The organism is Pyxidicoccus xibeiensis (assembly GCF_024198175.1).
Lineage (GTDB): Bacteria > Myxococcota > Myxococcia > Myxococcales > Myxococcaceae > Myxococcus > Myxococcus xibeiensis.
This window is the reverse complement of record NZ_JAJVKV010000011.1, coordinates 1-26,060: the sequence shown is the minus strand read 5'-3', so window position 1 is coordinate 26,060 and position 26,060 is coordinate 1. Positions and strand designations below refer to the sequence as shown.

The following is a 26,060-nucleotide window of genomic DNA, read 5'->3' as shown; positions in this document are numbered from 1 at the left end:
TGCCCCGGCGGGCTGCCGCCGGGGAGCCGCTTCGCGTTGGGACGGAGACACTTCAGTCGATGGAACGTCCTGCATCGAGCAGCTCCTCGAACTCCTCCTCAGGAGGAGTGATGTCCCTCAGGCCGCGACCGCCCATCCAGTCCCACCGCGCCCCCAGGGAGAAGACGTTCTGCAGGCCGAAGGGGCCGGACACCAACGCCCGGTCCTCGGCGAAGAGCATCAGCCGGCTGCCGCTGCCCGCCCACACGTTCCAGTCCAGCCGCCCCGCCACCCGGTGGCGCAGGTACGCCTGGGAGCGGTGCTCGTCCTGGAAGCGGTAGGACAGCTCGTAGCCCAGCTCCGCCCGCGTGCCGCGCAGCGGACCGCCGAGCAGCGCCGCCCAGCGCAGCTGCCCGCCCGCGTGGTCCAGCGAGCCCAGGTCCGCGTTGGTGGTGGCGGACGTGCCCACCGTGCCCACGTGGTCCTGGAAGGGCTGCCAGCGCAGCGCGAGCTTCGGCGTCAGACGGCGCGGGTGGTTCTCCCCGTACCGCCAGTAGACGCCCTGGTCATACCGGTCCGCGTCCACCGCCGAGCCGCCGTGCGACGTCTCCAGGGCGAGGCCCAGGCCCGGAATCAGGCCGAGGTCCGGGCCCAGCCGCACCCAGCGGTCCACGTTCGCCCGGCCCCGCGCGCTCCAGCGCAGCACGGAGTCCACCGACTGGGTGAACAGCGAGCCCTGCACGTTGAGCCGCAACTCCAGCGGCAGCTGCGTCAGGTACAGCCCGGTGGTGGCGCCGAACACCGTGGGCTGGCCGTTCGGGTAGCGCGCCTCGGGCACGAAGCGCAGCCACGCGCGGTCCTCCACCAGCTCGCGGCGCAGGCCCAGGCGCACCTCCATGCCCGAGCGCAGCGGCCGCTCCACCAGCTCACCCTCGTCGACCTCCTCGCGCCGGTAGGCCAGCTCCGCGGAGAGCATGCCCAGGCCCCGAGGCGACTGTGCCGGCGCCACGCCTTCCGGCAGCAGCGACAGGCGCGGCGGCAGCGCGGGCCACGGCAGGGGCTCCAGCCCCGTGGAGCCCTGCTCCCACCAGCGCGCCGGCGCCGCATCCGGCGGCTCCACCACGCCCAGCTCGACTCGCACCAGCGCCTCGCCCTCGGGCGACTCCAGGCGCACCTGGTGGGGGCCCTTGCCGGGCAGCAGCAGCCACGTCTCGCCCGCGCGGCCCACCGGGCCGGTGACGCCTCGCACCGTCGGGTCCGCGTCCTCGGGCAGGCCCAGGCGCACCGGCGGCCCGTCCGCCGCGCCCGCGCCTCCGGTACCCTCGCCGGAGGGCACCACGCTGCTCGACAGCAGCACGTGCCGCCCGGCCCGCGGAGCCAGGGCACGCGCCTGGATGCGCAGCGCACTCGGCCCCAGCACCGTCATCACCACCGGCGTGCCGGGCTTGCTGCGCAGCAGCGACAGCGGCTGCTGCGCGGACAGCGGCGAGGCATCTCTGGAGGCGGCGACGGACGGGTCCACGAAGCGCACCAGCCCCAGGGCCGGAGTGTCCGTCTTCGCGTGCAGCACCTCCACCTGGTGCCGCCCCTTCACGTCCATGACGACGGTCAGCAGCGCCGTCTTCCCGTCCTCCACCTGCTCTTCCACCACGGTGCGGCCGTCCACGCGCAGCGCGAAGGTGCACGGCGGACGCGGGCCTTCCGCGCCCACGCGAGGAGTGGAGCCACACAGCACCTGGGCTCCCACCGGACGCGCCTCGCGCACGTCCATGCTCAGCACGCGGGCCCGGCCCGAAGGCAGCAGCCGGCCCTGCTCCAGCGGCCACGGCGGGGCGAGCAGCGCCTTGCGCACCGTGTCCGCGCCCGCTTCCTCCGGGTCTCCGTCCGCCATGGCGTCCACGAGGCCGGCGGCCTGCTCCGCGTCGCGCAGTCGCTCCCAGCGCGTCCAGCGGCCCGTCACCGAGCGCATGCGGCGCACCCGCGGATGGTCCGCCCAGCCCTCGAGCTGCGCGGCCAGCGCGGCGCCCAGCGGGGCTCCACCCTCACGCCACGCGCGCGGGGACGACTCCAGCCGCTCCAGCAGGCCCAGCGCCTCCAGGCCCACCTGGGGCAGGCCCGTCTCGCGGTACAGCGCCACCAGCGCGAGCGCCGCCGCCTCGTCCTGGCCGGAGGCCGCCAGCCAGCGCGCGCGCAGGTAGCGCCGCGCCACGGTGGCGGAGCCCTCGGAGCTCAGGCCCTCCAGCGCGAGCGACGCGCCGTCCTCACGGGCCTTCGCCACCCGCGCCATCAAGTCCGCCTCGCTCGCGCCCGGCAGCACGGAGAAGGCGGGAGACACCAGCGTGGGCGCGGTGATGGCCTGGTGGAAGCGCAGCCCGTCCCGCGCGCCGTCCTGGAGCTGGCCCAGCAGCGCGAGCAGGCGCCGCGACTGCTCCGGCGACAGGCGCTGCTGGTCCTTCAGCAGGGGCACCAGGTCCGCGCGGGCGAAGCCGTCCTCCTGGAGCGACAGCAGCAGCTCCGCGCGGGTCAGCCGGGGCTCCGGGTCCTCCGGGGCGTCACGGAGCTGCCGCGACAGCGCCAGCAGCGTCTCCATCGCCGAGGCGCCCGCGGCGGCCACGGCAGGCGCCACTTCATCCGACAGGCCCGGTGCACCGCGGCGCACCGACAGCGACGCGACGAGCGGCGCGGCCTTGCCCTCCACCTCGAACCACACCTCGCGCGCCAGCGGCGGCAGCACCACCACCGCGGACACGGGCGCGCCCGAGGTGCCCTCCGCGCCTTCCAGCGCGTGGTGCCCCGCGCCGGACGGGCCCGGCATCAGCACCAGTCGCTTCGGCTGGCCCACGTCCGTGTGCATGCGGAGCGACACGGGCCCGGTGACGGCGCCTGGCAGCCGGAGCTGCACGCGCACGGGCGTGGGAAGCTTCGCGTCCGGGACGCGGAAGCGCACCGCCTTCTTGTCCAGGTGCACCGGCCACTGCGTGCGGACGTAGCCCACCTCCGTCACCTCGGCCGACATGGCCGTCGGACGCAGCGACAGGAAGGCGCGCGCGCCCGCTCCACCTTCGAGGCGCACGGTGTGCTCACCCGGAGGCAGGGCAATCTCCACCGGCTCCACCGCGGACAGCGGCAGCAGCGGGAACGCCTGCTCGCCCACGCGCAGCACCAGCGGCGTTCCCGCGCGGGGCGGGGCGAGCACGTAGGCGCGCAGCAGCGTCGGCGCCTCGGCCGGGCCGGCGGCGCGCACGCGGGCGGTGGCCCCCTGCGACAGCGGCCAGAGGGCGCTGTCCGTGGGCGTCCCTTCCTCTGCGTCCAGGCGCTGCACGTCCAGCCAGCGCGTGGGCACCAGGGCCGAGGCGTCATCGTCCGGCGCGGGCACTACGCGGGACCAGCGGCTCGCGCGCCACCACGCGGAGCGGTAGCGGCGGCGGACCTCGTCGGAGAGCGGCTCGGTGCGCCACGCCAGCTCCAGCGCGGCGAGCTCGCGGCTGCGCAGCGGGTCTCCCAGGGGGAGGCGCGCCACCAGCCCGGCGGCCTCGGCGGCGAGCCAGCCCTGCTCCGGGAAGGAGGGCGCCGTGCCCAGCAGCGCGTGCGCCGTGTCCGGCTTCCCGGAGTCGAGCAGCAGCCGGGCCGTGCGCAGCCGCAGGTGCCACGCCAGCGGTGAGGCGCCCGCGTTGCCCTTCAGCGCGCGGAGCAGCTCCGAGGCCCGCGGCGCCTGCTTCGCGTCCAGTGCGGCCAGGACACGGAGGAGGGGAGGAAGGTCGGCCGATGCCTGCGGGGGCGCGCGCATGGCGTCGCCAGAAGGCGCCTGCTGCACCCGAGCGGAGCTGTCGGCGACCTGCTGATGCGCGAGCGCGGTACTGCTGGAGACCGGCTGACGTGCGAGCGCGGCGTTGCCGGAAGAGGCCAGAGTCGGTGCAGGTGCGGTGTCACCGGCGGCCACCACCGGTGCACGCGCGGCGTCACCAGAGGCGAGTTCCGGAGCAAACGAGGCGTCACCGGAGACCAGCTCCGGCGCGAGCGCGGCGAGCTGCCGGCGCAGCAGCGCGGCCCTGGGCGAGCCATCCGCCTTCACCGCGTCCCACGCCTTGCGGGCGAGGTCGTGCCAGTGCGCCGAGTCCGTCAGCGCCTCGCCCAGCTTCGGCCGCCGCGACGCCACCCGGGCGCGGAGCAGCACCGGGCTGCCCGCCCAGTGCACGCGGTAGGCGTGCTTGCCCGGGCGCAGTGCCACGCGCACCTCTTCCTCGACACCCACGCGCTCACCCGACGGAAGCACGCGCGGCCGGCGGTCGCCGGGCATCGCCACGTCCGAGGCCTCGCCCACCCACGCGGGCTCCAGCGACAGGTCCGCACGGGCCACCGTCTCACCCGCGCTGCGCACCTCGAGTGCCGCGGGCGCTGCATCCGTGCCCTTCAGCAGCGGCCGTGCCTCCAGGGACAGCACGCCGGGGCCTTCCAGCTCCACGGCCCAGCTGCCCGTGCCCTCCGCCAGTCGCACCCAGGGCGTGTCCATGCCCTCCAGCGTCACCGTGTCACCCGGCGGCTGGGGACGCGAGACGCGCAGGGCCGCGCCCCGCAGGGGCGACACCTGGGCCCACTCGCGCAGCACGGCGGCCTTGCGCCAGTCGCGCAGGGCCGTGCGCAGCGGCGAGCCCTCCGGCACGCCTTCGGCCAGCAGCGCCTCCAGCTCGGCGTCCACGTCCAGCCGCGTGCGCAGCGAGGCATGGAAGGGCAGCGGCGGGCGCGGGCCCTGGCCGTCCACCCAGCGCAGCAGCGCCTGGCGCATGGCCTCGTCGGTGTGCGCCGTCTCGTAGGGCTGGGGGCGCTCCACCCAGATGCGGCCCGGCTTCGTCGCCGTTACCAGCCAGACGCTGCCCGGGCCCATGGGCTCGGCCAGGTACCAGCGGCCCGGCTTCTCCGGAACGCCTTCCTCCTCCAGGCGCAGGTGCGGTCCGTCCTCGCCCGCCGTGGGCACGCGCACGAAGCGCAGCGCGCCCGGCGTGCCCGTGACGCGCGCCACGTCCAGCGGCCCCAGCCACAGCGCCGCGGCGCGCTCGGGGCCCACCTCCACGGCGCCCGTCACCTGGGGCACGCCGTCAGGCACGTACGGCGCGGCGGCGCGCACGTCGGCGGGGGGAACCGGAGCGCGCACGGGGCGCGGCTCCCAGCTCAGTCCCTCCACCGAGTGCAACGGCTCCGGCGGTGCGGCGGCCATCACTGCCAGGGGCAGCATGACGAGCACGCCAGCAAGCGAGACGAGTCGGGTGCGGCATCGAAGGGCAACCATCGGTGCTCAGTCCTCCAAGGGTGCGAACAGCACATGGCCCACGCGCGCCAGTCGTTCCCCGGAGGAGAGGGACTTGCGCGCCCTGGCCGACAACTCGAGATGGAGGAAGCGCGCGCATTCGTACGTCCGCAGCAGCCGTCCCTGGGCGTTCTGCGTCCCGCCCAGCACCTGTGCCCCTTCCGGGAACAGGCGCACCCCCTCACCCCACACCTTCACCAGCTGCTTCGAGACCTGCCGCGCCCACGTCGTGGGCTCGCGAGTGCCGGCGCTCACCACCGCCACCAGGTCCTTGTCCCGCAGTCCGGCCTCCGCCTTCGCGGTGCCAAAGCCGTGCAGCTGCACCACGCGCGGCGCGGCCAGCGTGCGGGCCACCAGGTCCGTCACCTCCTGGAAGAGGTGCTCCGGGTTGTGCGCCACGTCCGCCGGGTGCTCCGGGTCCTCGGGCGTCTCGCCCGGGTTGCCGTGGTAGCGGTGCGCGGTGGCCGTCATGAAGAGCCGCGGCTTGCGGTCCTCCGGCGCGCAGGCGAAGAGCCCCACGCCGATGTCCTCGGTGCCCCGGTCGAACCAGGGGTGCGGCACCTGCACCACGTCATCCGTGGCCGGCCCGGTGCGCACCACGTAGGCGCCCGCGCCCCGGAGCCGCTCGGCCTCCTCGCGCAGCACCCAGAACGTGTCCTGCCTGCCCTCCCACACCTCCAGCCGGAAGCCCACCGAGGCGGCCGTCGCCTTCAGCGCCTCGGGCGGCTTGCTTCGCTTGGGCGCCGCGTCCAGCAGCGCGGGGAGCAGCTTCGAGAAGGCCGCGCGCTCGCGCAGCGTGGTGGGGTGGAACTTCACGTCCGCCACCTTCGGCCACAGCCCGGCGAAGCGCGCATCGGGGACGCACTCCTTCGCGCCCCGGGTGGGCCGAGGTTGTTCCACGGGCTTGGAGGGAGGCTCGGAGGCCATGGCGATGGACGAGGACGCCGCCAGGACGCCCGCCGCGAGCCAGGGCGCGGCCCCGCGCGGCAGGCACCGGCTCACAGCGTGTCCTCCAGCTCCCAGCCCGAGCGGTTCCACTCGCGCGTGGTCCCGTCACCGTCCTGGTGGCCGAACATGAAGAAGCGCACCCACAGCGGCGAGTCGCCCATGCCCTGCGGCACCACGCGCACGTGGTGCAGGCCGGGCGCCAGGTCCTCACCCAGCGTCACCGACACCGTGCGCGCGTACCACCGCGCCTGGGGCCGGCCCGCCGGCGTGGCCGGAGTGCGCGTGGAGGACGGCAGCGGCAGCACGCGCGAGGCGCGGGTGATGCGGGGCAGCAGCACGCCGCTGCGCCGGTTCGGCTGGCCGTTGTCGAGCGTCACCGACACGCGCTGCTGCGCGGAGCTCTCGGCCTCTCGCGCATATATAATGATGTTGACGGTGACGGCCCCCGCGCCCGGCTTGCGCACCGGCACGCTCAGGCCCTCGCTCCCCATCCGGTACACGGTGCGCGAGCGCAGCCCGCTGCCCGCCACCGGAGGCCGGTTGAGGGTGGCCGTCAGCCCCGCCGCGTCGGTGCGCAGCAGCACCTCGTGCTCCCCCGGCGGCAGCGGCGGCAGCAGCTCGCGCGAGCGGGTGGAGCGCAGCGTCCAGCGGTGGACGGGCTCTCCGTCGAGGACGACCTCCACCTCCGAGCCCAGGCCCTCCGTGCCCTCCAGCGACAGGCGCAGCTCCGGCCGCGTCGGCGAGCGCGCGTCGAACCGCGCGCGCACCGGCTGGCCCGGCGTCAGCAGCGTGGCCAGCGGGCGGGCCGCGTCGGCGGCGCCCTGCACCGGCTCCAGCACCTCCAGCGTGTCCGGGCTGCCCGACGGCTTGAGCACCACCGTGTCACCCGAGGGCGTGGACGACACCGTCTCCAGCCCCTCCGGCTCCAGGCGCACCTGGCTCATCAGCTCCAGCCGCGCGCCGCGCCGGGTCAGCTCCGTCACGTTGGCGGGGCGCATCGGGTGCCAGCTCCGGCGCTCCAGCGGTGCGTTGCGCCAGCGCACCCCCTGCAGCCCGTCCGTGAGGTAGGGCTCCATCCCCGCCACTCCGCCCGCCGTGGGCAGGAAGGTGGAGAGGAACACCGCCGTGGGACGCGCGGCCTGCACGCGCACCCTGCGCGCCCCGGCGGGCAGGAACACCCGCGCGCTGGTGGGGACGGACACCGGAGTCGGCCGGTCCGTCACCTCGCCCGTGCCCGCGTCGGCCGCCGACGCCTGCGCCTGCGCGCATGGCAGGCGCTGGCCCGGGAGCAGCGGCAGGTCGGCGCTCTCGAAGGCCGCCGGCTGCGTCGTCACCTCCATGCGCGTCTGGCCCAGCACCTTGCCGCGCGCGTCCAGCACGGTGAAGAGCACGTCCGAGGGCTTCTCGTCGTCCGCGCCGGTGACGCCGAGCCGCCGCGCGTCCAGCCGCAGCAGGCGCCCCGCCGAGTCCATGGCCGGGTCCAGCTCCACGTCCAGCGTGGCGCAGCCGGGCCCGGTGACGAACGCCTCGGTGCGGCGCAGGTCCGGCAGCCAGGCGATGCGCGTGTCGGGCTTCGCGGTGGGGCGCAGCTCGGGCGGCGCGAGCCAGGCTCCGGCGGGGCCCTCCACCGTGTAGCGCAGGTCCTCGGTGCCCGTGTTGTGGATGGACAGCGTGTGGTGGCCTTCCGGCACGTCGAGCACGTGGGACACCGGCGCGCCGTTGCCGAGCGCGGGCACCTCCCAGGTGCGCTCCGCGCCCGTGGGGCCCAGCGCGCGGACCGTCACGGGGCCGGCGGGCGTGAGCGTGCCACCCTCCGTGTCCGGCGTGGTGCTCCACAGCCACAGCACCGCCTGCGTGGGGCCGGTGACGTTGAGGGCCACCGCGCCGCCGGCGCCCAGGCGCTCCTGCGCGGACTCGGCCACCTCCACCAGCGGCAGGCGGAACGGGGTGCGGTAGACGGGCTCGATGAAGTAGTCGGTGCCCGCCTCGCCCTCGGCGCTCAGCCGCTCCCACTTCTCGCGGGCCAGCCGGTGCCGCGTCTCCGCGGACAGCTTCTCGAAGGGCAGGAAGGTGGTGCGCTCCACGCGCTTCTCGGCGCGCTCCTCGGCGGCCCGCTCCGAGGAGAGCAGCGGCAGCTGGCGCTGGGTGCGCACGTACATGCGCACCAGCAGCGTGCCGTGGACGCCAGCGGGGCGCAGGTACATCACCGTGTGCTCCGGGCGCGGCAGCGGCAGGCGCACCAGGAACTCCCGCTCGTCCGTCACCTGGTGGTTCGGGTCCGTGGTGAAGGCGCTCTCCTGCAGGAACGTCCCATCCTCCTGGGGCTGGTCCTTGCTCTGCCGGGTGCGGGTGAAGAGGGGGCGCTCCATCAGCACGCCGTTGGGGGCGCGCAGGAGCACCTTCAGGCCGTACTGGTACTGGCGCTCGGGTGCGTAGGTGGTGCCGTCGGGCAGCACCAGGTGCGTCACCACGCGCAGCTCCTCGGCGTCCTCGGGCACCTTGAAGCGCATCTCCTCGCCCGGCTTCAGCCGGTAGAAGACGAGCCGCTCGGCGCGGGCGAACTTGTCGTCACGCAGGGCCGCCGCCGAGTCGGCGCTGCGCACCACGCCCGCGCTGGCGGCATAGATGAGCGCCAGGGCGATGGCCAGGCCGGCCAGGGCCAGCAGGGCGCGAGCTTTCGTCTTCATCGCCGTCCCTCCGTGGACGTCAGCTCTCCGGTCAGCACCACCGGACGTCGGTGGCGCAGCGCCCGGTCCACGGCCGCCTCCAGCCCCTCGACGCCCGCCACCAGCTCCACCCGCTTCAGCGGCGACGGGTGCTGCTGGAGGAAGTACACGCCGCGCAGCACGTGCCGCCCCTGGCGCGCCTCCACCACCAGCCACGGCAGCCCGTGCTCGGCGCTGAAGCCCGAGCGCACCGACTGCGTCACCGGCCCGGCCCGCTGCGTCCGGGCGAGCATCCGAAGCTCATGCACGTTCTGCTGGATGATGTAGCGCTCGGCGCTCGCGGTGAGCGCGGCGAAGCGCTCCTGCAGCGCGGCCGGCGCAGGTCGCGAGGCCACCCCCAGCCCCGGCTTCAGCAGCGCCTGCAGCGGAGAGTCCTGCGCGGGCGCCGGCTTCGCCAGGCCGGCCAGCGCCAGCTCCGAGGCCACGAGGCGCGGGCCCACGAAGGCGCCGCGCAGGGGCTCGGACAGCCACAGCGTGGCGAGGCGCGCCCCGCCGAAGGTACGGGAGAAGGCCGCCTGCGGGCTCGCGTCCGTGAGGCCCGCCAGCTCCGGAGCGCCGTCGTGGTAGCGCACGCGCGAGGAGAGCCAGCCCAGCGAGCCGCTCTTCGCCAGCAGCCGTTCGAGGTCCGCCGGACGCTGGTCCTGCTGGAGCACCGGCCCGCCGACGTCCACCAGCACGTCCGCGTTCACCGACGGCCGCCCCGAGAAGCCGCGAATCTGGAGGATGCGTCCGGTGTCCTCGGGCAGCGCCCGGTGCACGGCCTGGTGGAAGGCCTGGAAGGACGTGCGCAGGTGGCCCTGGGTGGCGGGGTGGGGCACGCCGATGGCGTCGGCCTGGGTGGCCACCACCAGCGCACGGGCGCGGGACTCCTTCCACGCCTCCAGCGCCACGGCCAGCGTCCCCTGCTCGCGGTCCGGCGCGGGCACCCCGAAGGCGAGCGGCCCACCACCCGAGCGCACCAGCAGCGCGGCGCCCGCGCGGCCATGCTGGCCCTGCGCGTCCGTCACCCACCAGCACGGGCCCGAGTCCGCGCAGCCCTCCACCGGCTGCACCGTCAGCCCCATCAGCCTCGCCATGGCGGCGGCCCAGCGCGCGCGCAGCGGCTGGGGCACCGTCGCATCCCCCCCGCCCAGCAGCGGCGCGGCGACCTGCTGCTCCAGCACCAGCAGCTCCGCGTCGGTGGGCTGGGGCGTGGCGCCCTCCGCGTACGGCGCGGTCCGTGGCGGCGACAGCAGTCCCGCCCGGGCCTGGGCCTCGGTGAGGGGCGCGGGCAGCTCCGGCAGGCCTTCCAGCGCCAGCACGGCCAGGTCATGGGGATGCGCGCGCAGCACGCTCAGCTGCTCGTCGCCCCAGGCGAGGCCGGGCTCGGGCGGCGCGGCATCCGTGACGGTGATGCCGGGCCACAGGGCCTCCATGCCCGTGGGAGCCTGGCCGCCGGGCACGTGGAGCTGCGCGCCGCCGGGTGCCACCGCCGCGTCGGCGCGCACCTGGAGGCGCTCGCTCGTGGTCAGCGTGACGTGGGCGGCGCGCAGGGGCGCGTCCGGCTCGTGGAGGGCGTCACCCGTCCTCAGCCCGGCGCCGGACGTGTCCAGGCCGCTGGCGATGATGGCGCGGCAGCGCACGCGCTCGCACAGGGCGGCGGCGGCCTCGGCGCTGGGGGCCTCGGTCAGCGGACGGGGCACCTCCAGCACGGGGCCGGGCGCGCCCGGAATCAGCAGCGCGGTGTCCCAGCCCAGCCGGCCCTCGGCGCGCTCGCGCTCCACCAGGGCGAAGCGCTCGGGCGCCTCCGGCGTCTCGCGAGGCAGCGCGCGCAGCTCCAGGCCCAGCGCCGTGGCGCGCTCCTTCACCCGCTGCTGTCCGGCCGCGTCGGGTGACGCCAGCCAGGCATTGGCCGCGCGCCAGAGCGCGGAGTACTGGCGCAGCTCGTGGTTGCGCCGGCGCAGCGGCACGCCGCTGGCGTCATTCTCGCGGGCGGTGGCGCGCGCATGCGCCATGACGCCCAGCGGGCGCGTGTCCAGGCCCAGCCCGGGGGCCTGCGTGGCCGGGGCCTCCGGCGCCAGCGCGATGGCCGGACGGGGCTCCACCAGCGACAGGCCGAAGCCGATGAGGCTGCCCACGATGAAGCCCGCCAGCGACGTGTGCACCGTGGCCAGCATCACCCGCGCCACGGCCTGCTTCTGGAGGATCTTCACCGCCAGCAGCGTGGGCACCAGGTAGCCGAAGCCGAACAGGTCGGTGACCTTCAGGCCCGGGACGCGGCCGCCCAGCGCCCAGCCGATGGCCCACTTCACGACGAAGCCCAGGAAGAAGACGAGCACCGTCTTCCGGGGGCCTTCCAGGTTGAGGGTGCGCAGGCCCGGCGTGGCCAGCAGCGCGCGGGTGCCCACCACCAGCAGCAGTACCTCCACCAGCGTGGCCAGCAGCTTGGCCGGCTCCAGCCACGTGAGGGCCAGCAGCGCCGGCACCAGGATGCCGTTGAAGTCCCAGCCGTAGTGCAGGTTGAAGCGCGCGGCCAGCAGCGCCGTGACGAGCAGGATGATGTACGCCTTGGGACTGGCCAGGAAGTCCTGCGCCACGTCCTCGTACATGAGCTCCAGGCTGGAGAAGGACAGGTTGGTGGCCGGCAGCAGCACGAAGCGCAGCAGCACGTACGTGAGCAGCACCGGCACGCCCACCTGCCACAGCCCGCGGCGCAGCTTCAGCTTCCAGAAGGCATTGGCCGTCAGCGGCACCAGCACGAGGCCGATGCTGTGCAGGCTGCGGTCCAGGGCGAACGACGTGCCCCAGCGCGCGTCAATCCACAGGCCCACGTGCGGCAGCAGCACCGCCTCGCTCACCGCGCGCACCAGCACGCTGGAGAGGACGATGGCGAAGAAGCGGTCTCTTCCGAAGAACTCGCTCCACGCGCCTGTGCGGCTGAAGCCCGCTGAGAGCGCCAGGGCGAGCGCGTAGGTGAGTATCGACTCCACCACGACGGTGACGCCCGCCTCGGGGTGGATGACGAAGACAGATGCCAGGTAGCCCGGAACGACCAGGCCCACGAACACCCACCCGAACGACTCGGTGAGGAGGGCCAGGATGAGCACGCCCACGAGCACCGCCGCCAGAATGGAGGTGTCGAGGCTGTACGCCGGGAAGAGTGTCAATGTGGATAGGAGCGCCATGACGTCGCTCCGCGCCAAGCTAAGGAGACTCTTCTCACCGGCTAGTAACGCGCCCGCCGTTACTGGCCGAGCGTCGGCCAGGGAACCGAATTCCCCGGCCTTTCCGGACGCGACTGCCGGGCGCCAGACACTGCCACCGGCAAGGGGTCCAGTATCAGGCTCACGCCCACGAAGTAGGCGCGGGTCGGATTCTCAGGGGCACGGAGCCTGCACGCACCAGGCGCCCGGGGGGATCACGGACAGCCGGTGCTGCTCGCCACGGCGGGGCAGCCCAGGCCATTGCCCGGAAGCGAACAGGGCACCGTCTCCGCGAGCGCCTCGATGACGGCGCCCGACGCGGTGCCGCGCAGCATCGACGCCTGCTCCAGGTGGAGGAAGCGGTCGCTGGCGGTGGGCGCGTCCGAGTAGCACGCGTCGCCCGCGCCATTGTCGATGCGGCCCTGGACGTTGGTGGTGCCGCACAGCGCGCGGTGCTTGCCGGTGTCGTCGGGGGCATTGCAGGAGAAGACGCGGCGCGGGCCCGCGGGCAGGCGCTGGTTGAGCGCGTCGCGCAGGCGGACGGAGAGCGAGCCGGCGCGGTCCTTCGAGGTGCCGTCGCTGACGATTGCGGCCTCGGGGCCCTCCTCGGCGACTTCCATGCCATGGACGCTCACCGCGACGCCGTCCGGAAACGTGCCGCGCAGGGCGCGGTGGGCGGCGGTGAAGAAGTTGTTGGCGTAGTGCGCGGCGTCGGAGACGCGCTGGCCGGTGGTGCCGCAGAGGGTGGTGGTGCCGCTGCACGGGCTGACCGCGGCGCCGGCGCAGCGGTTGGAGCCGGTGATGAGCAGGGCGCGCGCGCCCAGCGCCACGAGCTGCTCGGCGCCCTGCTGCAGGGTGCCCGCGTCGGAGTCCGCGTGCGGCGTCTCCAGCCACAGGTCTCTCGCGGGCGCGAGGTTGACGATGAACGTGCCGCCGCCACGGCCCTGGCCCTGCTCCGTCAGCACCAGCCACCCGTTGCCGCTGTCGTCGTCGCGGAAGGTGGACAGCGCGTAGCCGAGCTGGGCGAAGTCCCGCGCCCGCTCCGCGGAGGGGCCGGAGGAGAGCAGCTCACGGAAGGCCCGCTCGAAGGCGGCGAGCTCGGTGCCGCCCGGCTCGCGGAAGCCCTCGCTGTCCTGGGCCGTGATGGAGACGCCGCCGAGCCACGTGCGCAGGCTCCCCTTCTGGAGGGGCAGGCTGGCGGCCAGGCCGCAGCTGTTGAGGGGCGCGGGCGCGACGGCCTCCTGCGAAGGCGCCGGAGTCGCACCGGCAATGTCGGGGAGCGCGGTGTCGGGCGTCTTCCCGGGCGCGGGCGCAGAGGGCACGGGGGCCTCCACGGCGCCGGGCGCGTCGGGCGAGTCACCACCTCCGTCGGAGCCCGTACAGGCGGCGACGGAGAAGAGCATCAGCGAGGCAGCGAGCGAGCGCAGGATGGGGGCCATTGCCCGAGCCGAACAGCCGACTGGTCGGGACCATTCTTCCCACCACTCCCGGCACGGGGCGGCCCGCCGGGGGGCTGCTCCCATGCCCGCCCCACATGCGGGGTGCCTCAGTAGAAGAAGCGCGTGGAGAGGATGAGGCGCAGCGCATGGTCCGCGGCGCCGTCCAGGTTCTGTCTCCGCCCGAAGAGCAGCTCCGCGCCCAGCTCGAAGGAGCGCATGGGCCGCACCTTGAGGTTGCCGGAGAGGTAGTGCGTGCGCTTCAGCGTGGTGCCGGGCAGCGACGCGGGGGGAGAGAGCACCTCCAGGTAGCCGTAGACGAACGTCGACGCGAGCCACTCGGTCCACTGGGGCTCGAGCCCGCCGTAGAAGCCGAAGGAAGCCACCGTCTCCAGTCGCCCGGGGGCCACGAGCACCGCGTCCAGGCCCTGGCCCGCGAGGTCTCCGATATAGGTGCCGATGCCGCTGCCGTAGTGGACCTGTCCCGACGCGCGCCAGCCATTGCGCTTCCACGTCCACAGCCCGTTCAGCATGACGCCCCAGCCCGTCACGGTGTCCTCGCTCCCACCGTCGAGCGCGTAGTAGGTCAGCCACCGTGCCACGCCCGCCGCGCGGACGTTGCGGCCCTCGCCGAAGTCCCACTCCAGTGCGCCGGACACGTCGGGCATGGGCGTGCGCGCCTCTTCCGCTTCGTCATCCAAGAGCGTGAGGTCCGGCTGCGGGCGCTCCAGGGACACCTGCACGAGCAGCGGGCCCAGCGTGGGGCCGTAGCGCAGCATCTCCCTGCGCGCGGCCAGCATGGAGCCCGGCCCCTGGAAGTCGAGCGTGTCGGGGATGGACTCCAGGCCCATGAAGGTGGACCACTTGCGCCCGGCGAGGAACGGGCCGACGGCGGCGTACACCTCGTACACGCGGAAGTCGCCGCCGCTGGAGCCCTCGCCGTAGAAGTCCGCGGACACGTGGCCGATGAGCGGGCCGAGCATCGACAGCTTGCCGCCCTCGAAGAAGAGGCGGCTCTGCTTCGCGTTGAAGTTGAGGTTGGGCCCGCGCAGGCTCGAGCCCACGGGGATGGAGGCGGGGACGAAGTCCTCCTCGTTCTCGATGGGGCGGAAGTCGTAGTTGAGGTCCACCTTGATGCGGCCCCGGAAGGTGACGTAGCCGCGCTTCAGGTCCTCCTCGGTGGCCGGGCCCGCCTTCATCACGATGCCGGTGAGGTCCGGGTCGATGAGGGCCCCGGGCACCTCCTCCGGCTTCGCCTCGGTGGTGGGCGGCTCGGGCTCCTCGGACTCGGTGGCCTCCTGGGCCATGGAGGGGACGCCTCCGTCCGGGGCCGCCTCCGCGCGGGCCGGCTCCGCGTCAGCGGGCGTCCCGGCGTCGGGAGGCTGCGGCATGGGGAAGGCGAGGGCGCGGCTCGAGGCCAGCACCAGCGCCCACAGCATCGCCACCTGGCTGGCTCTCCCCATGCGGCGCTCCCCGTGGCTTCCGACGACGCGGAGCGCCGGGAGGGGAGGATGCGGAGTCGGGTCCAGGGCCGCACCACGGCCCCGGGTGTCACCTGGGTGTTCGCTAGTCGGTGACGCACTCCTCCCGCACCTCGTTGCGGCGTGCCTCCTTGCTCTCGATGGAGTCTCCGGAGAGGGTGAGGGTGGTGACCTCGTCCCCGCTCACCACCGAGCCGCACTCGGCGATACCCGCCTGGCAGTGACGGGTGAACACCACGGTGTCCTTCTTCGCGCGGCGAATGCTGGCCACGGTGCAGCGGTAGGCCGCGGGGCCGTTGCGCACGTCGCCGGAGAAGTCCTCTTCACCCACGACGGCCACGCTGTGGAGCACCTGGCCCGCCTTGCTCATCAGCGCGAAGCGGTAGTGGGTGCGCGTGAAGGTGTCGCCCGGCATGTCGTCCTCGGGCGCTTCGGACTCCTCGTACGTGAACACCTGGAGCACGCGGCCTCCGTCCAGCTTGAAGCGGTGGGAGTCCACCTTCAGGGTGGCCGCCTCGAGGCCCGGGCACGCCAGCTTCTCCTTGGGGACCTTGACGTCGCGCGCGTACGCGTCCGGAGCGACGCTCTTGAGGTGCTCGAGCACCGCTCCACCGTCCTCCCTGGGACAGATGCCGACGACCCACACCCAGAAACCGGGCTTGAGCCCCGGCAGGGTGTTGCTCTCGACGAGCGTGGGGCCACCCTCGGGCACGGCGATGCCGCCGCTGGAGAGCACCTGTCCGATGGGCTTCCAGGCCGGGAGCAGCGCCTCCGCCTCCGCCCGGGTCTTCGCGCCCTTCCAGATGAGCGCCGTGGCCTCCTCGGCCCTGCCGGCGGGTGCCCAGGCCAGGGCCAGCGCGAACGACGTCACGAGCCACACACGCATGGATGTTCCCCCTCTTCGTGGAACGGTGGTTACCGCGAGGCCGGCGTGCCCACGCGTGCCAGGGCCTCTTCGACGTACTGGATGCCCCGGGGCGTAATCGCCTTGCCCTTCTTGGTGTCCTGGGCGTAGCCGCTGTGCAGCCGGAGCGCCTTGGCGGCGTTGGGCGCGGCGTACGTGACGCCCAGCTCGCCCCAGAAGCGCGACGTGGTGCCGGACGTCACCTCCACGTCCGTCTCCACGGCCCGGGCGAGGTACAGCGGGATGAGCGAGCGCACGAGCTGGTCCTTCTGCCGCCCCGCGGAGACCAGCGCCTCGTGCTTGGGGTGCGCGCGGAGCGCCTCGACCAGCCGGGACACCACCACCGTCGCGTCCTGCGTCGCATCGCCCGCGGCGCGCTCCGCCTTCTTCTTCGGCTTCGCGCGGCCCTTCGCCGCGCTCTTGCGCGCCTTCGGGGCCGCGGCCTCGACGCCATTGCGGACGGCGGCCTTCCCGCCCTTCGTGGCCCGGGCCTGCTTCGCCTTCGCGCGGCTGGCGGGCGCGGCCTTCTTCGCGCTCGGGCTCGGAGGCTCGGCCTCGGAGGCGGCAGGCGCCGGGAGCTCGGGCTCGGAGGCCTTCACGGGCTCGGGGGCCCGGGCTTCGGAGATGGGCCTCGGGCGCGGCGTGCGCTCCACGACAGTCTGTTCGGCGGCACGGGCGGGAGCGGAGGGCGGCGGGGCACGTCCCACGACCTCGTTCCGGGGCGAGGCCGCTTCGCGCCGGTACCCCAGCATCGCGCGCACCTCACCCACCACCCCACCCAACCCCACGTTCTGGAGCAGACCTTCCAACCGGGAAGTGAAAGACACCTGGCGAGCCCTCCTGGACCCGCGCACGTTACCCCAACCCGCGCGGATCCGGATCAGCACCTCCGGCGGCGGGCCCTCCCCCGGGTTCCGCCAGGCGGACGGAGGGCCTCCGGAGTCGGCTCACGGCAGGGTGTTGTAGAGGCCCAGCCCGCTGGGAGCGCCCCACCCGGTGGGGATGTCCCAGCCAGGGCCGGAGACGTAGCCCCGGTCGGAGACACCCACGGTGATGTCCCGGAAGGTGTCCTGCACCTCGGGCAGCGTGTAGAGCTGCGAGTTGAGCCAGCCGACCTGAGGCTTGTTCTGCGTCGCCCGGGCGCTGTTCACCACCGCAATCAGCCCCGCGAAGATGGGCGAGCCGAACGAGGTGCCCGTGTTGGGGAGGGTGTTGCCCAGCCACGTGTACCAGTAGCCGGTGTCCGCGTTGAGGGCCACGTCCGCCACGGCCCGGCGGCGGGGCGGCGTGGGCAGGCCCCGCTGCCACTCGGGCGTGGGGAAGGTCATGCTGATGCCGGAGCCGGAGTAGAGCCAGGTCACCTCGCTGGTCACCGTGTTGCCGTTCATCCGCAGCTGCGTGCCGCCCACGGACGTGACGTAGGGGCTGGAGGAGGGCACGTCCACCCCGGCCGAGTCACCGCCCGCGGCGACCACGGTGATGCCGAGCGCGGCGGCCATCGTCGCGGAGGCGCTGTACTGCTCGTGCACCGCGCGCGGCTCCGAGTCCTCGCGGTGGGCGAACGAGTCGGTGATGACGGACACCTCGCCCCGGGCGATGGCCTCGTTGAAGGTGTAGATCATCGACGTGTTGCGGGCATCCGGGCCCATGTAGACGACGATGTCCGCCTCGGGAGCCATGACGCTGGCCCACTCCACGTCGAGCTGGCCCTCACGGTAGCGCGTCCCGGGCGGCTCCATGGTCTGGACCACGGTGGGGTCCGCGCGCTCGATGCCGAAGATCTTCCAGAAGGCGCGCAGGTCCTTCCACCGGAAGCTGGCGCCGATGGTGACGCCCAGCTTCACGCCCTTGCCGCGGAAGCCGCGCTGGTAGAGGGGCGTCAGCCCGTAGGCGCTCGCCACCTGCTGGGGTGTGAGGCCGTCGCTGAGCGGCTGGGGCTGCGTGGTGGGCACGTCGCCGAACTCGCCAGGCAGCGGGCCCGGGTCGGTGGGCAGGTCCACCGCGACGATGGAGGCGATGCGCTCCTTCACGTACGCCGGCGCCTTGATCTCCACGTTGGGTGGCAGGCCGTAGACGTTGTGCGGGTCATTGCCGCCCTGGGGCGACTTGCGCTCCAGCACGATGAGCTGGACGCCGAAGGCCTCGTTGAACTGGGACACGGTGCCGGTGAAGTGGATGAGCAGCCGGTTGGTGGCGACGCGCTCCACCTTGAGGCCCACCGACTCCAGGTGGTCCGACACCAGCTTGACGTCCTGCTCCCACGGCGCGTGCTTCGCGTTCCACTCCTGGGGCGTCATGTACCGGCGGAAGCGGGGGCTCTTCGGGTCGTACATCTCCTGGATGGCCGTCTCCAGCTCCGCCTTCTTGCGGATGGGCAGGGCCACCAGGCCGCGGATGAGGTCCGTGTTCTTGGCGGGCCCCAGGTCCGTGTAGACGCCCGTCATCGGCCCCGGCACGCCGTCCGGGGTGGGCGTGGGCGTGCGGTCCGGGTTCTCCGGCAGGGGCGGTGGCCCGTCCGGGTCGACGGGGGCCGGCGGCGGCTCGGGCGGAGGCGGCGTCGGCGGAGGTGGCTGTGGCGGCGGAGTGGGCGCAGGTTCTGGAGGGACGGGTTCCGTGGGACCCGTGACCTTGGGCAGACCCACCGGAACCAACCGGTCCGAGTCTCGACAGCCCGTGCCTCCCAGGACCGTCAGGAGAAGTACGCCGGCAAGGATGCTTCCTCTCATGTCGTGGCTCCCCCAGCCGAGCGGCGGGCCTGGACCGGCCGGCCGCTTCCCATCCCGCCCCCCCTCGAGGAGGACCCGCGCGCTCACGCGCTGAGGGAAGGTGGGTGCGGCTGGGAGGCTGTGCAACTGTTCGCCAGCGTGCATAGGAGGCTAGAGTGAGCGCATCCGTCCCCCTCGCATGCGGCTGCTGCCCTCTGCCCTCGTCCTGATGCTCCTCGCGCCCTGCGCGGCCCTGGCCCAGGGTGACTCCCGTATTGCCTTCCTGGGGCGCCAGCTCCAGCAGGGCAAGGACCCGCGCACGCGCTCGCAGGCGGCGCTGGTGCTGGGCGCCACCGAGGACCCGGAGGCGGTGCCCCTGCTGTGCGGGGGCTTGAAGGACGCGAGCGAGCTGGTGCGCGTGGCGGCGGCGAAGGGGCTGCAGAAGCTGCTGGAGCCCTCCGCGCTCGGCTGTCTCCAGGGGCACAAGGGCGAGGCGGACGCGGCGGTGCAGGCGGCGGTGGGCGAGGCGGTGGGGGCGCTGAAGGCGTACCAGTCGCGGACGCCGAGCCTGTATGTATCGATGGACGGGCTGAAGGACCGCACGGGCAAGCTGCCGCCGGAGCTGGTGAAGGCAACGGAGGCGCGGCTGCGCTCGAGGCTGATGCGCAGGGGGGCGATGCTGGCCCCGGCGAAGGAGTCGAAGGCGGCGGCGAAGGGCACGCTGAAGAAGCTGGGGGTGCCGGGCTACCGGCTCACCCCGGAGATTCAGGCGACGGAGGGCGGCGGGCTGAAGGTGGCCATCGTCTGCCTGACGTACCCGGAGCTGTCGTTGATGGGGCAGGTGGAAGTGAAGGCCGCGGGCGCGCAGCCCGGGGACCTCCTCAAGGCCTTGGTGCCGAAGGCGGTGGAGGAGGCGGCGGAAACCTTCGAGTGGAGCAGCGAGACATGACGACGACCACGGCTCCCATGGCGCCCACGAAGCGGCGCTGGCGCAACTTCCTGCTCGACACGGGCTTCCAGCTCAAGCTGACGGCGTACATGGTCCTGGTGACGCTGGTGCTGTCGGCGCTGCTGGGCGTGTTCCTGGTGCGCGCGGCGCGCTCGCTGATGCGCGAGACGGCGGCGGCGGTGGAGGCCCGCTCGCGGGCGGCGGAGGTGAGCCGCGAGCTGTCCGGCGCCACGCTCTCCAACGAGCTGCTGGCGCGGATGGACGACCCGGCGTTCGAGGCCACCTTCCGCGAGAAGGCGCGCTCCATCGACGCGGCGTACGAGGCGGAGCGCTCGGCCATCGTCGCCCAGCGGGCGGAGCTGGAGCGGCAGCAGCGGCTCACCTGGTGGGTGCTGGGGGGGCTGCTGGCGGGCTTCACGGTGGTGGTGGCGCTGGGCACCATCGTGGTGACGCACCGGCTGGCGGGGCCGCTCCTGCGCATCCGGCGCATGGTGAACGAGGTGCACGAAGGCAAGCTGCGCCCGCCCCAGTACGGCCTGCGGGACGGGGACGAACTGCGGGACCTCTTCGAGGCGACGCGGAAGATGGTGCAGCGGCTGAGGGAGCAGCACGAGGAGGACGCGCGGGCGCTGGCGAAGGCACTGGAGGCCGCGGAGCGCTCCGGGGCCACGCCGGAGCTGGTGGCGGAGCTGCGCACGCTGGAAGGCCGCTACCGGGCGCGGCTGGAGGCGTAGCCCGCCGGGAGCGGCCTCGCCGCGTCAGTGCTTGCGGGGGCGGAGCTTGCGAAGCTCCGCTTTCAGTGCGGCCAGCTGTCGCTCGGCCTCCTCGCGTCGCCGGGACTCTTCCTCGCGTCGCCGGGACTCGGCAGACAGGCGCCGCTCCGCCGCCCTGCGCCTCCGGGCTTCCTCGTCGACGCGCCGGCTCACCTTCTCAATCTTCTCCCGGAGCAGCTCCAGCAACTCCGAGGACTCGAGCAGCAGCGTCTCGCCCGTCCACAGCAGCAGCTGGTCGTCCCGTACCTCCAGCTCCAGCCCCAGCACCTTCGAGACGTACCGTCCCTTTCGCGGCCTGATGCGCGTGTACGTGCGCGCGGAGCGTGTCTTCAGCCGGAAGCCCTCCAGCAGCTCCCGGTTGCGGTCGTAGATGAAGTACTCGGGAATGCCGAGGCGGGCATAGCGCCGCACGTTGAACTCGGCGTCCTTCTTCCGGTCGCCGCCGACGTGGACCTCCATCACCCAGTCCAGGCCCTTGCCTTCGTGGCTCACCAGCCACTTCCCCCGGCTGTGGGCCTCGACGTCGAACACCACCAGCACGTCCGGCGCGAAGCGTCGCTCGGCAGGGTAGTAGACCGGCAGCTCCGAGCCCACGTACACGTTTCGCCGCTGGTGGCGGAAGTGGCCCCGCAGCACGTCCAACGCCCGATGCTTGCCCTCCTGATGTCTGTCGCCCTCCGGCGGTGACATCTCGCTGTCCGTCACCTCGTCGGGAAGTGACTCCACCACCTCCGCCCTCTCCTCGGGCCCCATCGCGTCCCACTCCTCTTGGGTGGGGGCCTGAGGGAAGGTCCGTCCACGGTCGTCATCCGCGTGCCATCCCATGCCGTGAAAGCGTGCGGTCGGCAGCCTCGCGCGTCAATGCCTCGCGGTGCATGGCAAGCCGCGCGCCAGCGGGCGCCGAGAGGGCAGGGTGCTCGCACCCGCCTCCGCTCCATCCGGAACGGGCGGAAGAGTCCAGGCTCACGGACTCCGCACGCGTCACGCGCCGGGATTTTCGAGCTCGTCGGGCTTCGGCGCCCGTCAGCCCCAGGAGCGCGCGGGGTCCACGTCCACGGTGAGCCCCGTCTCCTTCAGCACGCCATGGATGCGCAGGCGCGCCTGGGCCCACGGCAGGGCCTCCACGCGGTAGCCGTCGAGCGCGGCCATGAGGTGCCCGCGGTAGCTGGAGTGGCCCGGGTCCGCGAGGATGACGACGCCCCTGTCCGTGGTGGAGCGGATGAGCCGGCCCACGCCCTGGCGCAGCAGCAGCAGCGCGCGGGGCAGCCGGTAGTGGAGGAAGCCCAGGTACTCACCGCCGTTGCGAGACAGCGGCTCCTCGCGCGCGGCCACCAGCGGACGCAAGGCGGGCTCCAGCGGCAGCTTGTCGATGAACACGCAGCCCACGCCCCGGCCGGGGATGTCCACGCCCTGCCAGAAGCTCTTGGTCCCCAGCAGCACCGTGCCGGTGTCCCGCTCCTGCCGCGCCGCCAGCGAGCGGCTGTGCCCGCGCGATTGCCGCATCACCTCGATGCCCAGCGGCTCCAGCCGCGAGCGCACCTCCGCGCCCACGCGCTCCATGCGCCGGGTGGACGCGAAGAGGCCGAGCACCCGCCCGCCCATCGTCTGCGCCAGCCCTGAAATCCGCAGCGCGGCCCACTCCACGAAGGCCTCCTCGTGCGCGCGCGGCGCGTCCGTGACGAGCACCACCAGCGCTTGCTCCCGCAGCCGGAAGGGGGAGGGCGCTCGCACCAGCTTCGGAGCCGGCCCCTCGCCGCGCCCGTCCAGGCCCAGCCGCCGCAGCACGAAGGGCGCACCGTCCCCCGTGCCCAGCGTGGCCGACGCCAGCACCAGCGAGCGCTTGTTCGCCGCGAAGTCGCGCGACACGTACGCGGACACGTCCACCGGCTGCGCGCCCACGCTCCAGCGCTGCCGCTTCGGCTCCGACGTGGCCGAGTAGCACCGCCCCGGCGCGGGCTCGCCGGACAGCTCGCCCGCCAGCACCGCCAGCTCCCCCAGCTCCGACGTGGCCCCGGACAGCTCGCGCTCCAGCGCCGGGTTCCTCGCGGCCAGCTCGGGCAGCGCCGCCAGCACCCGCACCGCCAGCAGCGTGTGCAGCGACTGCAGCGCGTCGCGCACCGCCTCCAGCCCGTCGCTCACCGGCTCCCAGGCGGGCAGGGCGCGCACGGCCTCCGTCACCCGCAGCTCCGGCGCATATGCGCCTTCGTCCGGGTCCTCACCCACGGCGGTGGCGGACGGCTCGCACAGCTCCGTCACCCGCAGGCCCAGGTCGCGCGCCGCGTCCAGCAGCCGGCGCAGCCCGTCCTCCACCTCGCCCATCAGCGCGCGGGACTCCAGCCGCGCCGAGCCCAGCGCCCGCCGCAGCTCCGCGAACAGCCCGCGCCGCCCGTCCCGCCCGTGCAGCCGCTCGGTGAGGCGCTGGAAGGCGAGGTCGGACAGCTCCACGGCGAGCGCGGTGGTGGCCACGTCCTCCACCTCGTGGGCCTCGTCCAGCACCAGGTGGTCCAGCTTCGGGTAGCGCGCGGGCCAGGCGAAGGCCAGCGACTGGTTGATGACCAGCACGTCCGCCTCGCGGGCCTGCGCCACCGCCGAGTGGTAGAAGCACTTGTGGAAGTGCGGGCACTTCTCGCCCAGCGTCGTCGCCGCCTCCGAGCGCACCGCCGGCAGCAGCCCGAACATCACCGGGAAGCGCTCGCGGAACCAGTGGCTCAGCCGGTCCAGGTCGCCTTCCTTGCTGCGCCGCATGTACGCGCGCAGGTAGGCCCGGGGCGCGCGAGCGGAGTGGCCCATGCCGGGCTCCACCCGCGTGGCCTCCAGCGTGCGGCGGCGGCACAGGTAGTTCGTCTGGCCCTTGAGCAGCGCGTAGCCGAACGCGCCATTCATCGCCCGGTGCAGCCGGGGCAGGTCCTTCTCCAGCAACTGGTCCTGCAGCGTCTTGGTGTGCGGCGCCACGCCCACCTTGCGCCCGTTGCGTGCGGCGAAGAGGGCCGCGGGCGCCAGGTACGCCAGCGACTTGCCCGTGCCCGTCCCGGCCTCCACCGCCACCTGCCCGCCGTCCGACAGCACGCGCGCCACCGCCTGCGCCACCTCGAGCTGCGCGGGCCGCCCGAGGAAGCCGTCGCCCGCGCGCTCCAGCGCACCGCCCGCGCCCAGCACCGCCGCCACCTCGTCCGGGCGCACCGGCACCACCGGCGCGTCCGCGTCCGGCTCGGGCGGGGCCGCCATGCCCCCCGCCCGGCGGCGCTCCGGGCGCGCGCGCAGGAAGCCCTGCGGCTCCAGCGCCAGCGGCACGGACGCCGCCCGGCACGCCGCGCGCAGCCGCGACAGCAGGTCCACCAGCGGCCACTCCTCGTAGTCGAAGGCGCCGCTGCCGCCGGCCGCCTCCTCCAGCCCCGCGTCCTCCTGGGCCAGGCGCAGCTCCGCGCCGCGGCGAGGGTCCAGCGTGGCCAGCAGGTCCGTCACGTCCTCCGCGCGGCCCTCGCGGATGCAGCGCTCCATGGCGTGCACCAGCACGGACTGCACCGCCTCGCAGTCGGACAGGGCGCGGTGCGGCTGGCGCAGGGCCAGCCCCGCCCACCGCAGCAGCGACTCCAGCGAGTGGCTGGGCAGCTCCGGGTGCAGGTAGTGCATCAGCTCGCACGAGTCGAGCACCGGGGCGCGGATGGGGCCCAGCAAGTCGGGCAGGAAGCCCTTCTCGAAGGGCGCGTTGTGCGCCACCACCGTCCAGCCGGTGAGCCGCTCGCGCAGCTCCGCCACGTCGGTGCCGAAGCGCGGCCGACCCGCCAGGTCCGCGTCCGTCAGGCCCGTCAGGCGCCGGATGGTGAGAGGCAGGGGCCTCGACGCCGAGTACAGGCGCGCGAAGCGGTCCACCTCGCGCCCGTTCTCATAGAAGAGGCAGCCCAGCTCGATGACCTCGTCGACACGCGGGTCCAGCCCCGTGGTCTCGAGGTCGAGGAAGACATGCCGGGTGAAGAGGTCCGCCGCGCCGCCCATGCTGGCCGCCGAGCCTAAGCCCGACCTGCCGCGGAGGACAGAAATCGGCCGGCGGCCTCACTCCACCATGAACACGCCGGAAATCATCTTCCCCATGGCGCAGCCGTACACCAGCTCGCCGGACTCCTTGGGCGTGAAGGCGATTTCCACCGGCTGGTTCAGCGGCAGCAGGGTGTTGATGCCGTAGCCGTCCATGACGACCTCGGTGGCGCACGTCTCCTCCGTCTTGCGCGTCACCACCAGCTTCACCGGCTCACCCTTCTTGAGGCTCACCGGGCTGGGCTCGTAGCCCTTCTGCGTCACGGTCAGCTCCACCACGCGCACGCCCCCCTCGCGCTTCTCGGCGGGAGCAGCCGCCGCGGGAGCGGCCGCCGCGGGCGCCTCCTCGGCCTTCGCCGGCGCCGAGGGCTTGGAGCACCCCTGCTGCGTGGCGCCCACCATGGCGGCCGTCGCGGCCAGGGCGAGCCAGGGCTTGATGATGCGGGAGATGAACGGGCGCATGGGGTGTCTCTCGACGGGAGGAGGGAAGGGGGTGCTGCACCCCCGCGACAGGCTCAGGCCTCGTCCGCGGGGGCGCTTTCGGCGCCGGGCTCGGAGCCGGTCTCCGAGCCGGTCTCCGAGCCGGTCTCCGAATCCACATCCGGATTCGGCTCCGCGGTCGGCTCGAAGCGGAGCAGGGCGTGCAGCGGGACGAAGACCTCGTGGCCCTTCTCGCCGAGCAGCAGGTCGAACCGGCCCACGTGCATCAGCGGGAGCTTCAGGGTGATGCCGTTGCGCAGCACCAGCTTCACCTCCTGGCCCAGGTGGTCCAGGAAGGCGCGAGGGTCCGAGTACGGACGCTTGTCCGGCTGACGCGCTACCGACGCGGGCTTCTGCGTCAGCTTCGCGTCCCGCTCCAGCCCGGGCAGCAGCCGCTCCCAGTCCGCGCGGCGGGCCAGCAGCACCACCTGCAGCTTCTCCAGCCGCCCGGTGCGCTCCAGCGTGAAGGAGATGGGCTCCTCCACCACCAGCGTGTCCAGCAGGGAGCGCTCCGCCAGCACCACGGAGACCTCCGCCTTGCCGCTGATGAGGCCCGTCAGGAACTCGGCGACGATGGCGTTCTCCACCTCGCCACGCGCCTGCTTGATGGCGGCCTTGCGCTGGGTGCGCTCCTTGCGCGCCATGAACTCGGCCACCGTCATGCCGCTCTGGAGCACGCCGAAGGCGTCTCCCAGCGACAGGCCCGGCGTCTGGCCCATGAGCTCATAGACCTGGTCGAAGCGCTTGGCCTCCTCGGCGTGCAGCTTGCGCCACACGCGGCACTTCATCTTCCCCTCCAGCTCGCCCTTGGCGATGCGGGCGGGGACGTGCTCGCGCGCCGCCAGCAGTTGGATCTGCTCCGGCGTGGGCGGCGGGCGCGGCGTCGAGGGGCGGAACCCGCCCGGACGTCCGCCGAAGCCACCCGGCCGGGGCGCGCCGCCGGGACCCCCGGGGCGGGGCCCCATGGGACGCGCGCCCGGAGCGACACCCGTCGGACGGGGCGTGGGGGCAGGCGTCACGCCCACCGCGGGGCGCGGCGTCGGGGCCGGCAAGGGCGCCGGGGCCGTGACGGCGGGCCGGGGCGCGGGCGTCGGCGTGGGCGCCGTGGCGGCTGGCCGGGGCGCGGGCGTGGGAGTGGGCGCCGCGGCGGTCGGCCGGGGCGT

The 26,060-nt window shown here is 74.1% G+C and carries 15 protein-coding genes; 2 read left to right on the top strand and 13 right to left on the bottom strand.

The features are described 5' to 3' along the window. Positions 1 to 52: 52 nt before the first annotated feature. The 9 genes from LXT23_RS35810 to LXT23_RS35770 all read right to left on the bottom strand — a co-directional run bounded on the left by LXT23_RS35810 (position 53) and on the right by LXT23_RS35770 (position 18,684). Complete coding sequence (locus LXT23_RS35810; protein WP_253984908.1) at positions 53 to 5,263, bottom strand: hypothetical protein; 5,211 nt, start codon at positions 5,261 to 5,263, stop codon at positions 53 to 55. Positions 5,264 to 5,269: 6 nt separating this feature from the next. Beyond that, complete coding sequence (locus LXT23_RS35805; RefSeq protein WP_253984907.1) at positions 5,270 to 6,283, bottom strand: hypothetical protein; 1,014 nt, start codon at positions 6,281 to 6,283, stop codon at positions 5,270 to 5,272. Continuing rightward, positions 6,280 to 8,916 (bottom strand): hypothetical protein, encoded by a 2,637-nt coding sequence (locus tag LXT23_RS35800; protein ID WP_253984906.1) that lies wholly within the window; start codon positions 8,914 to 8,916, stop codon positions 6,280 to 6,282. Before LXT23_RS35800 ends, LXT23_RS35805 begins: the two co-directional genes overlap by 4 nt. Then, entirely contained in the window at positions 8,913 to 12,119 is a 3,207-nt protein-coding gene (locus LXT23_RS35795) for a poly-gamma-glutamate biosynthesis protein PgsC/CapC (protein WP_253984905.1), read from the bottom strand. The genes LXT23_RS35800 and LXT23_RS35795 overlap by 4 nt, the downstream gene beginning before the upstream one ends. Positions 12,120 to 12,352: 233 nt before the next feature. Then, positions 12,353 to 13,576 (bottom strand): hypothetical protein, encoded by a 1,224-nt coding sequence (locus LXT23_RS35790; protein WP_253984904.1) that lies wholly within the window; start codon positions 13,574 to 13,576, stop codon positions 12,353 to 12,355. A 107-nt stretch (positions 13,577 to 13,683) separates the two neighbouring features. Beyond that, on the bottom strand, positions 13,684 to 15,036 hold the full coding sequence (locus LXT23_RS35785; protein ID WP_253984903.1) for a DcaP family trimeric outer membrane transporter: 1,353 nt from the start codon (positions 15,034 to 15,036) through the stop codon (positions 13,684 to 13,686). Positions 15,037 to 15,139: 103 nt separating this feature from the next. Then, entirely contained in the window at positions 15,140 to 15,940 is an 801-nt protein-coding gene (locus LXT23_RS35780; protein WP_253984902.1) for a hypothetical protein, read from the bottom strand. A 29-nt stretch (positions 15,941 to 15,969) separates the two neighbouring features. After that, positions 15,970 to 16,785 carry a hypothetical protein gene (locus LXT23_RS35775; RefSeq protein ID WP_253984901.1) on the bottom strand — a complete coding sequence of 272 codons (816 nt, stop codon included), beginning with the start codon at positions 16,783 to 16,785 and terminating at the stop codon, positions 15,970 to 15,972. A gap of 120 nt (positions 16,786 to 16,905) precedes the next feature. Then, positions 16,906 to 18,684, bottom strand: coding sequence for a S53 family peptidase (locus LXT23_RS35770; protein WP_253984900.1), 1,779 nt, complete (start codon positions 18,682 to 18,684; stop codon positions 16,906 to 16,908). A gap of 178 nt (positions 18,685 to 18,862) precedes the next feature. Between LXT23_RS35770 and LXT23_RS35765 the strand changes: the two genes are divergently transcribed. Together LXT23_RS35765 and LXT23_RS35760 are read left to right on the top strand one after the other, a co-directional pair. Continuing rightward, positions 18,863 to 19,612, top strand: coding sequence for a HEAT repeat domain-containing protein (locus tag LXT23_RS35765; protein ID WP_253984899.1), 750 nt, complete (start codon positions 18,863 to 18,865; stop codon positions 19,610 to 19,612). Then, a complete protein-coding gene (locus LXT23_RS35760; protein WP_253984898.1) occupies positions 19,609 to 20,346 on the top strand; it encodes a sensor histidine kinase in 738 nt (245 codons plus the stop codon). Before LXT23_RS35765 ends, LXT23_RS35760 begins: the two co-directional genes overlap by 4 nt. A gap of 24 nt (positions 20,347 to 20,370) precedes the next feature. Here LXT23_RS35760 and LXT23_RS35755 read toward each other — a convergent pair whose 3' ends face one another. The 4 genes from LXT23_RS35755 to LXT23_RS35740 form a co-directional block, all read right to left on the bottom strand. After that, complete coding sequence (locus LXT23_RS35755) at positions 20,371 to 21,138, bottom strand: Uma2 family endonuclease (protein ID WP_253984897.1); 768 nt, start codon at positions 21,136 to 21,138, stop codon at positions 20,371 to 20,373. A 270-nt stretch (positions 21,139 to 21,408) separates the two neighbouring features. Continuing rightward, the gene (locus LXT23_RS35750) at positions 21,409 to 24,378 is read right to left on the bottom strand and encodes a helicase C-terminal domain-containing protein (RefSeq protein WP_253984896.1); all 2,970 of its coding nucleotides are present in this window, start codon (positions 24,376 to 24,378) and stop codon (positions 21,409 to 21,411) included. A gap of 57 nt (positions 24,379 to 24,435) precedes the next feature. Continuing rightward, entirely contained in the window at positions 24,436 to 24,879 is a 444-nt protein-coding gene (locus LXT23_RS35745) for a cupredoxin domain-containing protein (RefSeq protein WP_253984895.1), read from the bottom strand. A gap of 53 nt (positions 24,880 to 24,932) precedes the next feature. Then, on the bottom strand, positions 24,933 to 26,060 hold a 1,128-nt coding region (locus tag LXT23_RS35740), incomplete at its 5' end, for a hypothetical protein (protein ID WP_253984894.1).